We start from the raw sequence: 10,594 nt of genomic DNA on the forward strand, positions 1-10,594 counted from the left end.
GGCGCCTCTGTGCGTCGCCCCACGAGAGTTTTGACCGGTGCCTGCCGCGTGGTTCAGCGCTCGTGGGCCGGAAGAGGGCCGGAACGGGGCCCGCGACGCGTCAGTGAACGGGGTGATCCCGAGGGGCGGCCGCCCGGAGGAGATGTCCATTGGCCGGGAAGTCCGGCAGCGCACTGGGCTTGGCGTGGCCGGTGGCCCAACGGTGGCTGATCCGCTCCGTGTCGATCTCCACACCCGTCCAGCGCATCGGCAGACCCGCCGCGGACTCGGGGCGGGGGCGGTCCATGAGCTGGACATGAAGGTGCGGTTCGGAGGTGTTGCCGGTGTTGCCGACCTGCCCGAGCGGCTGCCCGGTCTGCACACGGTCGCCGGGCCGGACGGCGGCAGAACCCTGCCGCAGATGCGCGTACGCCGCGCAGGTGCCGTCGTCGTGCTGGATGATCACCCGGTTGCCCATGATGCTCCGGGCGCCACCGAGGACGCGGAAGAAGCCCTCCAGGGTCAGCATCCAGATCAGGGTGGGCCACGAATCGCGGGCGCGATGGTCACGTACCTGGTCGGTCACGTGGACCACCGTTCCGGCGGCCATGGCGAGGACCGGCGCCCCGTAGCCCGGATAGTTTTCCGGGCTGCTTCCCCGAAGGGACCAACCCAGTAAGAAGGCGGGGTCCGTGGCCCCCTCCGAGGCATCCTGGACGAGGTCCACGGCATACATCTGACCATGGGCGCGCACCCCGTGGCTGGGGACTTTCGAACCTGGGCTGTTGCAGGAGACCCACCGGCCGCGCACGGGAACATGCATGGTGACCGGCTCCGGCCGTTGCGACGGAGGGCGGACGAGGTGCAGCGCCAGGGGAACCACCATGCAGACCACGGCCCACAGGCGGGGGACCGGCGCCACGGACATCACCAGCACCATCACGATGAAGAGCCGGATCCACCAGGTCTGCCATCGGGCGACAGCCCGTCGGAGCGTTCCGCCGCCCAGCGACGTTCTGGGCGGCGTCAGCACTGGTCAGAGGTGGTTCTCTGGGGATGCATGCGATCCACATTAGCGACCGCCGCCTGGCAGACAGCGCCGTCTGTCCGACGGCGCCGTCTGGCCGCCTCAGGCGCGGGACGGCTCGCTCTCGCGCTCGGCACCGGTGCCGGCGCCGCCGTCGTCATTGGTCTCGAGCGGGGCCTCGTCGTCGGCCAGCAGGTTGGCACCGGAGCGGGAGGCGTTGTACTTCTCGACATCCAGGATGCCCTCCTGCTTGGACACCAGCGCGGGCACGAGTGCCTGGCCCACCACGTTGACGCCGGTGCGGCCCATGTCCACGATCGGGTCCACGGCGAGCAGGAGCCCGACGCCGGCCAGCGGCAGTCCCAGCGTGGAGAGGGTGAGGGTGAGCATCACGACGCCGCCGGTGGTGCCCGCGGTGGCCGCGGAGCCCAGGACGGAGACGAGGATGATCAGCAGGTAGTCACTCCAGGCCAAATCGATGCCGAAGAACTGGGCCACGAACATCGCGGCGATGGCCGGGTAGATCGCGGCGCAGCCGTCCATCTTGGTGGTGGCGCCGAGCGGGACGGCGAAGGAGGCGTACCCGCGGGGGACGCCGAAGTTCCGCTCGGCCACGCGCTGGGTCACCGGCAGGGTGCCGATGGAGGACCGGGAGACGAAGCCCATCTGGAAGGCCGGCCACATGCCGGTGAAGTACTGGCGGATGGACAGGCCGTGGAACTTGGCGAGCAGCGGGTAGACCACGAGCAGCACGATCGCCAGGCCCACATAGATGGCGGCCACGAACTTGGCCAGCGTGCCCATGGTGTCCCAGCCGTAGGAGGCCACGGCGTTGCCGATGAGGCCGACGGTGCCGATCGGGGCGATGCGGATGATCCACCACAGCACCTTCTGGATGACCTCCAGCATCGAGGCGGAGAAGTCCAGGAACGGCTTGGCCTTCTCGCCGAGCTTGAGGGCGGCCACGCCCACGGCGATCGAGATGACCAGCACCTGCAGCACGTTGAAGCTGACCGAGGTGGTCATCGAACCGTCCTCGGCGGCGGTGGTGCTGGCGGAGAGTCCCAGGAAGTTGGACGGGATCAGCCCCTGCAGGAAGGCCCACCAGCTGCCGGTCTTGCCCTCGTAGTCCGGCGGCGTGGTCTGCCCGGTGCCGACGCCCGGCTGCATGACTGCGCCGAGGACGATGCCGATGACCACGGCGATCAGTGACGTGATGGCGAACCAGAGCAGCGTCTTGGCGGCCAGCCGGGCAGCGTTGGTCACCTTGGCCAGGTTGGCGATCGAGGCGACCACGGCGAAGAACACCAGCGGCACGACGGCGGCGCGCAACAGCGAGATGTAGCTGGAGCCGAGCACCTCCAGCGTGGTGCCGAGGCCGTTCGGGGTGTCCGCCGTGTGGCCCGTGGAACGGGCCGTGAGGCCCAGGACCAGGCCGAGGACGAGGGCGGCGAGGATCTGCACGCCGAAGTTGGTCATCCAGCCGGGCAGGCGCCGGACACGGGTGGGGGTGGGGGCGGTGGTGGAGGAAGTCACCGATGTAGAGTAGTCCTCCTTTACCACGACCGTGTACCGGTATTGCGTCAGATGACGTCACTGTGACCCGTGACTCGAGGGTGCGGCTATGACGCGGTGTCTTCTGAAGCGGTGGGGGTTCGCTCAGATGTCGTCGGAGTCCGGCAAGGGTACCCTCGAGGCATGACCAGCACCCTTGACCGGCCGCACTCGCGCCGGGCCTCACGGCGGGAGAAGCCGCGGCGCGGGGTCCTCTCCGTGCTGGGCAAGCTGTTCATCATCCTCGGCATCCTGGTAGGCCTGTACGGCGTGTACGAGCTGTTCATCACGGACGTCATCGCCGAATCGGACCGCACCGAGGTCGCCGCGCAGTGGCGCTCCGAGCAGACCCCGGTGGATGACGGCATCGGGGCGGAGCACCGGGACAACTTCCCGGTGGTCGAGGGGGCAGGCACCCTGGGACTGCTGCACGTGCCCAGCTGGGGCGAGGACTTCGCGGTCCCGATCGGCTCCGGGGACGGCGCGGACGTGCTGGACTCCGGCCAGGTGGGCCACTACGACGCCACCCAGCCGATCGGTGCCATGGGCAACGCCGGACTCGCCGGGCACCGGACCACCCACGGCAAGCCCCTGCGCGAGGTCCACCACCTGGAGGAAGGCCACGAGATCGTGGTCGAATCGGCGGAGCACTGGCTCGTCTACAGGGTGGTGGCCCATGACATCGTCAAGCCGCACCAGTCGGAGGTGCTGGATCCCATCCCGCCGTTCGAGGGCGCCACCCAGGGCCGGTACCTCACCCTGACCACCTGCGATCCGATCTTCGGGATCACCGACCGCTACATCGTCTGGGCCGAGGCCGACTACTGGACCCCGAAGAGCGAAGGCCTGCCGCCCGCCCTGGCGTCCTGAAGGCCCCCTGAGGTGTGCTGAGGGAGCCCTGAGCGGGGCTCTTGTGGCATGTCTCACCGGCGGAATACCAGAGGCGGGCCCAGACGTTGCACGAGCCACTACTTCGAACAGCCCGTTCCCTGCTGGCGGGCCTAGACTGGGCCCAACCCCGCTGACTGAAAGGCCCCTCGCCCGTGAGTGCACAGATTCCCGGTCCCTCGGTAGACCCGGTGGCCACCGCCGCCGATCCCTTCGGATTCGTCGGCCTGACCTATGACGACGTCCTCCTGCTCCCGAACATGACCGACGTCATTCCGGCCGAGGCGGACACCTCCACCCGCCTGACCAAGCGCATCACCCTGACGACCCCGATCGTCTCGGCTGCCATGGACACCGTCACGGAGGCCCCGTTGGCGATCTCCCTGGCCCGGCAGGGCGGGATGGGCATCATCCACCGCAACCTGTCCATCGAGGACCAGGCCGCCCACGTGGACCGCGTCAAGCGCTCCGAGTCCGGCATGATCTCCGACCCCGTCACCGTGGGCCCGGAGGCCACCCTGGCCGAGTGGGACGACCTCTGCGCCCAGTACCGCGTCTCCGGGCTGCCCGTGGTCGACTCGTCGAACACCCTGCTGGGCATCATCACCAACCGGGACACCCGGTTCATCTCCGGCGCCGAGTTCGAGCACCGCACGGTGGCCTCCGCCATGACGCCGATGCCGCTCATCACCGCCGAGGTCGGGGTCTCCCGTGAGGACACCGTCCGCCTCCTCTCCGAGCACCGGATCGAGAAGCTGCCGCTCGTGGACGGCAACAACAAGCTCCAGGGCCTGATCACGGTCAAGGACTTCGACAAGGCCGAGCAGTACCCGGACGCCACCAAGGACGAGGAGGGGCGGCTGCGGGTCGGCGGCGCCGTCGGCTTCTTCGGTGACGGTTACGAGCGGGCCATGGCCCTCGTGGAGGCCGGTGCGGACGTGCTCGTGGTGGACACCGCCAACGGTCACACGCAGGGCGTGCTGGACATGATCGCCCGCCTGAAGAAGGACCCGGCCTCGGCGCACGTGGACGTCATCGGCGGCCAGGCCGCCACCTACGCCGGCGCCAAGGCGATCGTCGACGCCGGCGCGGACGCCGTCAAGGTGGGCGTGGGCCCGGGCTCGATCTGCACCACCCGTGTGGTGGCCGGCGTCGGGGTCCCGCAGATCACCGCCATCTACGAGGCGGCCAAGGCCACCATCCCCGCCGGTGTCCCGTTGATCGCCGACGGCGGCCTGCAGCATTCCGGTGACATCGGCAAGGCGCTGGTCGCCGGGGCCGACTCCGTGATGCTCGGCTCACTGCTGGCCGGCACCGCCGAATCCCCGGGCGATCTGGTGTTCTACAACGGCAAGCAGTTCAAGGCCTACCGCGGCATGGGCTCCCTGGGCGCCATGCAGACCCGCAACGGCCAGCGTTCCTTCTCCAAGGACCGCTACTTCCAGGCCGATGTGCCCAGCGAGGACAAGCTGATCCCCGAGGGCATCGAGGGTCAGGTGCCCTACCGCGGCCCGCTGTCCGCCGTGGTGCACCAGCTCGCCGGCGGCCTGCGGCAGACCATGTTCTACACGGGTGCCTCCACCATCGGGGAGCTCAAGCAGAACGGCCGCTTCGTGCGCATCACCCCGGCCGGCCTGAAGGAGTCGCACCCGCACGACATCATGATGACGGTGGAGGCGCCCAACTACCGGACGCGCTGACACCGTTCCGTCAGGGCGCCCGGTCGAGGATCTGCCGTGAGGCCTCCCGCAGCACCACCGCGGCCTCCCGTTCACGCGCGGCTGTGAGGGCCGGACCGTGGAATGACACCGAGAGTCCGTCGAGCAGTCGCTCCCCGTCGGCACGGACGGGCATCGGGATGGCCACGCAGGCCACCCTCGGGGTGTTCTGACCGTCCTCGCGCGCGTAGCCGCGTTCCCGGGTGATTTGCACGATCCGCAGCAGTTCCGCCGGGTCGGTCACGGTGTCGTCGGTGAGCCGGGCCAGCGGGGGGACGAGCCGGGACTCCGGGTCCTCCAGCGCGCTGAGGACGGCCTGGCCGATCGCAGTGGCGTGTGCCGGAAGCCGGCGGCCCACGCGGGGTGCGGAGCGTTCCCGTCCCGGAGCCTCCCACGTGGCCAGGTAGACGACGTCGCCGCCGTCGAGGCGGCCGAAGTTCACGGTGGCGCCCAGTCTCCGTCCGACGTCGTGGAGGACGGGACGGACGGCGTTCAGGATCGGGTCCGCGTCCAGGTAGGTGGTGCCGGCCAGCAGGGCGCGGATGCCGATGCTGTACTGGGTGTTCAGCGCGTCAGTCCGGACCCAGCCGGCGTCCACCAGGGTGCGGAGCAGTGCATAGACGCTGCTGCGGGGGGCTCCCATACGCTCGCAGAGATCACGGATGGTCACCGGGGCGTTGCCCCGCTCGGCCAGCAGTTCGAGGACCTCGATGGTCCGGGCGGCGGACTTGACCTCCCTGACCCCCTGGACCGCGCCGTGGGTGGAGCCAGGTGAACCAGGTGAACCAGAAGGACCGGGCGGTACGGAGGATGGCTGGGGCGCGCGCTGGGACGCCGTGTCCTGAGTGGTCACCGTCGCCCTCCTTCGGTCAGTGGGCCCATCCTAGGTCCGGCCCCGGGTCAGCGGCGTGGCCCCACCCGCACTTTGACGGCGTGGACCGGGCAACCGGACTCGAGCAGCACGCGCTGAGAGGTGGAGCCGAGGAACAGCTTGCCCACGGGGGAGCGGCGCCGTAGCCCGATGACGATCATGGCCGTGTCCGCCTGATAGGAGGCGTCGATCAGCGTATCCCCGAAATCGGCGTCCGCGGGAACGTCGCCGACCGTCAGATCCACCCCACGCTCCCTCGCGTACTGGGCGACCTCCGGGTCTGGGACGGGCGCTGCAGCGGTGGGCCCGGCCTCGCCCTTCCGGGGCTCGGGCAGGAGCACGACGCCGGCTCCGCGCAGCGCCGCTTCATCGATCGCCGCGTGGGCGGCGGCCTGCGCTTCGGCAGTGGCGGTGAGGGCGACGACGATGTTCATGGTGTCCTCCAGGGACGGGGCAGCGAGCGGATGAGTCGAGGGCGGTCGGGGGAGCAGGTCAGCTGATCGGGGTGCGGAGCGTGCCGTCCCGCAGGAATTGGCGCAGGTTGGCCAGGACGAGCTCAGCCATGTCCGCGCGGGTCTCGTGGGTCCCGCTGCCGACGTGGGGCAGCACCACCACGTTCTCCAACTCGCGCAGTGCCTCGGGGACGTGGGGTTCGTTCTCGTAGACGTCCAGCCCGGCGCCGGCGATCGTGCCCGCGGACAGGGCCGCCACCAGAGCGTCCTCGTCCACCACGGTGCCCCGCGCGATATTGACCAGGTGCCCCTGCGGTCCAAGGGCGGCCAACTCGGCCGCGCCGACGAGGCCCACGCTGTCCGGGCCTCCGGAGGCCGCGACGATGAGGACGTCGACCTCCTCGGCCAGCGCGAGCACCGACGGATGGTAGGTGTAGCCGGACTCGGTACGCTCACTGCGGTTGTGATAGTGGATCCGGCAGCCGAAGCCCTCCAGCCGATGGGCGATCGCGGCCCCGATGCGGCCCAGGCCCAGGATGCCCACCGTCCGTCCGCTCGCGCGGGTGGTCAGGGGGAAGTTCTGGCCCGCGTCCCAGCGGCCGGCGCGGACGAAACGGTCCGAGGCGGAGACCTGCCGCAGGGTGTCCAGGTAGAGGGCGAGGGCGGTGTCCGCCACGCAGTCGTTGAGGACGTCCGGGGTGTTGCTGACGGGGATGCCACGCTCGGCGGCCTGGGCGACGTCGGTGGCGTCATAGCCGACGCCGAAGCTGACGATCGCCTCCAGGGATGGAAGAGCCCGCATCAGCTCGGTGTCCACGCCGAAGCGACCGGAGCACACGGCGATCCTGATCTGGTCGCCCTGTTCGGCGAGGAACGCGGTCCTCTCCGCCGGGTCCGTCGGCAGAACCAGCGCGCCGAACTCCGCATCCAGGGAGCTGGCCACCTGAGGGTTCACGGGGCCGACGCGCAGGACGTGATGAGCGGTTCCGGTCTGGAGCTCGGGGGTCGCGGTGCTCGCGTCGAGGGCGAGGGAGTCAGAGGTCATGGCTTGACACTAGGAATCCAGTCATCTCACGTCCAACACGCAGAACGCATGGATCAATACCTCCAGGGCATGGTTGGATCGTCAACCCCGGAATCTGGCGGATGTCCGGGCATCGCCGGGCGCCTGCCGGGTGTTCCGGGGGTGCGAACGGATCGGCGAGCGGAAGATGAGCCCTCCAGCGCTCTTGACTCACGGTGACGGGCATCACAGGCTTGTTCCCATCCCAGTCCACTCGTCTACAGCTGTAGACGCCTCTGCGGGAGCGGAGAGACCGGAACCGCACCTCCCGTTCGACACCACTTGTCCACTCGCCCACCTGTTCACCCGTCCAGCTGTCCATCTGGTTCAGCGCCGGACCACCGTTTCGAAGGAAGCCCCTCATGCGAGATCACGATTCGACCCCCCGCGCCGGACGCCGCCGTCTGCCGCTCGCCGCACTGTCCCTGGCCATGGGCTCCGGACTGGTCCTGTCCGGATGTGGCGTGGCCAACTCGGAGGACGCCGCCGGCGGTGGGAGCGATGGCGCCGCCCCGGAGACCCTGCGGGTGGTGCTCCAGCAGGAGCCGCCCACGCTGGAGCCCTGCGAGGCGAACCTCACCAGCACCGGTGTGGTGGACCGCTCCACGATCACCGAGCCCCTCCTGGAACGGAACCCCACTTCCGGAGAACTCGAACCCAAGCTGGCCACCGAATGGTCATCGGAGGACGACACCACGTGGACGTTCACGCTGCGCGAGGGCGTGACGTTCCACGATGGCTCGGACTTCACCGCCGAAGACGCTGCGCACACCATCGAACGGGCGGTGAACTCGGACCTCGGCTGCAACGTGGAGGGCTACGTCTTCGGTGACGACGACCTGGAGGTCGAGGTCGTCGATGACACCACCCTCGAGGTCACCGCCGCGCAGGCAGACCCCATCCTCCCGCTGCGCCTGTCCTTCCTCGAGGTCGTCCCCGCGGAGACCTCGGACACGGAGAAGGTGCGCGAGCCGATCGGCACCGGTCCCTACCAGCTGGACGCCTGGAACGCCGGCCAGAACATCGAAGTCTCGGCCTACGAGGAGTACTGGGGCGAGGCTCCGGCCTTCCCCACGGCGCAGTACCAGTGGCGCGAGGAGTCCTCCGTGCGTGCCGCCATGATCACCTCCGGTGAGGCCGAGATCGCCACGGGCCTGAGCCCGGAGGACCAGATCGGCGAGCTGGGCGTGCCGTATCCGAACAACGAGACGATCGCCCTGCGCATGCACGCGGAGTCGGAGCCGTTCAACGACATCCGGATCCGGCAGGCCGTCAACTTCGCCATCGACAAGGAGGGCATCGTCTCCAGCCTCTACGGGGACCGGGACACGGTGGCCGCCCAGCTGGTGCCGGAGGGCGTGGTCGGCCACAACGAGTCCCTCGAGGGCTGGCCCTATGACCCGGACGAGGCCAAGAAGCTGGTCGAGGAGGCCAAGGCGGACGGGGTGGACACCTCCGCCCCGATCAGCCTGATCGTGCGCTCGGCGCAGTTCCCGCGCATCGAGGAACTGGGCCAGGTCCTGCAGGAGCAGCTCTCCCAGGCCGGTCTGAACGTCAATCTCAAGATGATGGAGACCAGCCAGCACCTGACGTATCAGGTCCGTCCGTTCGTGGAGGACGAGGGGGCCATCCTGCACCTGACCCAGCACGGCAACCAGGCCGGTGACGCCGCGTTCACCGTGGATCAGTACATGCTCTCGGACGGCGCGCAGAGCGCCTTCGGCACCGACGAGCTGGATCAGATGATCACGGAGGCTGGCCAGCAGAGCGGTGAGGACCGGGCCGCGGCCTACGAGGAGGTCTTCGAGTACCAGAACGAGGAGGTCGTGCAGTTCGCCCACCTCGCCCACCAGACGGGCATGCTCGGCATCGCCGACTCCGTGAGCTACGAACCGAACTCCTCCTCGGGTGACGAGCTGCGCCTGGCCGAGGTCACACCGGCCGGCTGACCCCGCCGGCTGACCCCGCCGGCTGATCCCGGGGGCCCGCACACCGGGTCTCCGGGGTGGGGCCGGCCGCACACCGGCCCCAGCCGGCCTCCGGCCCGGCTACGCTCCTCGCACTCGCCCACGCCCGCCCGCACGGCGGACAAACTTTCCCCGCAACCCTTGGGAGGACCCATGCTGACGTATCTGCGTAAGCGCATCATCTCCAGCGCGCTGCCCCTGGTCGTCGTGGTGGTGGGCGTCTTCGCCCTGGCCCGCATGACCGGCAACCCCGCCGCGCTCTACCTGCCCCTGAACGCGACCGAGCAGATGCGGGAGGACTTCATCACCCGCAACGGCCTGGACCAGCCCCTCTGGGTGCAGATGGGCGAGTACTTCGGCGGTGTGCTCCGGCTCGACTTCGGAACCTCCCTGCGGACGGGAGAGGCGGCCGGCGAGATGGCCCTGCGTGCCTTCCCGGCAACCCTGCAGCTGGCTGCCACGACGATGGTCATCGCGATCGTGCTGGCCGTGATCGTCGGCAGCTGGGCGGCCCTTCGGCCCAACGGCGTGGTGGACCGGATCGCGAGTTTCCTGTCCATGGCCGCCGCCTCCATCCCGGACTTCTGGCTCGCGATCGTGGGCATCTGGATCTTCGCCATCACCCTCGGCTGGCTGCCGACCTCCGGCGTCATCGGCGCGGAGGCGTGGGTGTTGCCGATCGCGACCTTGGCCCTGCGGCCCTTCGGGGCCCTGGTCCAGGTCATCCGCGGCGCCATGGTGTCCGCCCTGTCCGAGCCGTACATCAAGCTGGCCCGCGCCAAGGGTGCCTCACAGACCCGGGTCGTCACCCGGCATGCCCTGCGCAATGCGGCCGCCCCCGGCCTGACCGTCGCCGGCGACCTCACGGTGGGCTTGGTCAACGGCGCCGTGGTGGTGGAGACGATCTTCGGCTGGCCCGGCATCGGCAAGCTGATGATCGACTCGATCCTGCAGCGTGACTTCGCCGTGCTGCAGGCCTGTGTCCTGCTGACCGCCATCGCGATCTTTGTCCTCAACATCGTGATCGACCTGCTCTACGCCCTGCTGGACCCGCGGGTCCGCCCCGCGTCCGCCG

Annotated in this window: 9 protein-coding genes; 4 read left to right on the forward strand and 5 right to left on the reverse strand. The window is 69.6% G+C overall.

Features of this window, described 5'->3' with window-relative positions; all coding sequences use genetic code 11:
• Positions 1 to 100 precede the first annotated feature (100 nt).
• Both RUH65_RS13965 and RUH65_RS13970 read right to left on the reverse strand, forming a co-directional pair.
• Entirely contained in the window at positions 101 to 919 is an 819-nt protein-coding gene (locus tag RUH65_RS13965) for a M23 family metallopeptidase (protein WP_313818200.1), read from the reverse strand.
• A 189-nt stretch (positions 920 to 1,108) separates the two neighbouring features.
• Positions 1,109 to 2,542 carry a dicarboxylate/amino acid:cation symporter gene (locus RUH65_RS13970; RefSeq protein ID WP_396180315.1) on the reverse strand — a complete coding sequence of 478 codons (1,434 nt, stop codon included), beginning with the start codon at positions 2,540 to 2,542 and terminating at the stop codon, positions 1,109 to 1,111.
• Positions 2,543 to 2,704: 162 nt separating this feature from the next.
• Between RUH65_RS13970 and RUH65_RS13975 the strand changes: the two genes are divergently transcribed.
• Together RUH65_RS13975 and guaB are read left to right on the forward strand one after the other, a co-directional pair.
• Positions 2,705 to 3,430: a class E sortase gene (locus tag RUH65_RS13975; protein ID WP_313818193.1), complete on the forward strand. Its 726-nt coding sequence runs from the start codon at positions 2,705 to 2,707 to the stop codon at positions 3,428 to 3,430.
• Between the two features lie 173 nt (positions 3,431 to 3,603).
• Positions 3,604 to 5,148 (forward strand): IMP dehydrogenase, encoded by a 1,545-nt coding sequence (gene guaB / locus RUH65_RS13980; protein ID WP_313818194.1) that lies wholly within the window; start codon positions 3,604 to 3,606, stop codon positions 5,146 to 5,148.
• Between the two features lie 10 nt (positions 5,149 to 5,158).
• On the opposite strand, the gene RUH65_RS13985 is transcribed toward guaB, so the two are convergent.
• The 3 genes from RUH65_RS13985 to RUH65_RS13995 are packed head-to-tail and all read right to left on the reverse strand — an operon-like array spanning position 5,159 to position 7,534.
• Positions 5,159 to 6,019, reverse strand: a complete 861-nt coding sequence (locus tag RUH65_RS13985; protein WP_313818195.1) for an IclR family transcriptional regulator — start codon at positions 6,017 to 6,019, stop codon at positions 5,159 to 5,161.
• 47 nt (positions 6,020 to 6,066) lie between these two features.
• A complete protein-coding gene (locus RUH65_RS13990; protein WP_313818196.1) occupies positions 6,067 to 6,471 on the reverse strand; it encodes a universal stress protein in 405 nt (134 codons plus the stop codon).
• Between the two features lie 58 nt (positions 6,472 to 6,529).
• On the reverse strand, positions 6,530 to 7,534 hold the full coding sequence (locus RUH65_RS13995; RefSeq protein WP_313818197.1) for a 2-hydroxyacid dehydrogenase: 1,005 nt from the start codon (positions 7,532 to 7,534) through the stop codon (positions 6,530 to 6,532).
• Between the two features lie 380 nt (positions 7,535 to 7,914).
• Here RUH65_RS13995 and RUH65_RS14000 point away from each other — a divergent pair, with 380 nt between their 5' ends.
• Complete coding sequence (locus RUH65_RS14000) at positions 7,915 to 9,501, forward strand: ABC transporter substrate-binding protein (protein WP_313818198.1); 1,587 nt, start codon at positions 7,915 to 7,917, stop codon at positions 9,499 to 9,501.
• 171 nt (positions 9,502 to 9,672) lie between these two features.
• Positions 9,673 to 10,594 (forward strand): ABC transporter permease (locus tag RUH65_RS14005; protein WP_313818199.1); only part of this gene is annotated, 922 nt, incomplete at its 3' end.

It is taken from the genome of Citricoccus sp. (genome assembly GCF_032154715.1).
GTDB lineage: Bacteria > Actinomycetota > Actinomycetes > Actinomycetales > Micrococcaceae > Citricoccus.

Bases quoted from the DNA above. Each gene is read 5' to 3' on its own strand.
- RUH65_RS13965 (WP_313818200.1), bottom strand. From the start codon at position 919: ATGGTGCTGGTGATGTCCGTGGCGCCGGTCCCCCGCCTGTGGGCCGTG.
- RUH65_RS13975 (WP_313818193.1), top strand. From the start codon at position 2,705: ATGACCAGCACCCTTGACCGGCCGCACTCGCGCCGGGCCTCACGGCGG.
- RUH65_RS13990 (WP_313818196.1), bottom strand. From the start codon at position 6,471: ATGAACATCGTCGTCGCCCTCACCGCCACTGCCGAAGCGCAGGCCGCC.
- RUH65_RS13995 (WP_313818197.1), bottom strand. From the start codon at position 7,534: ATGACCTCTGACTCCCTCGCCCTCGACGCGAGCACCGCGACCCCCGAG.
- RUH65_RS14000 (WP_313818198.1), top strand. From the start codon at position 7,915: ATGCGAGATCACGATTCGACCCCCCGCGCCGGACGCCGCCGTCTGCCG.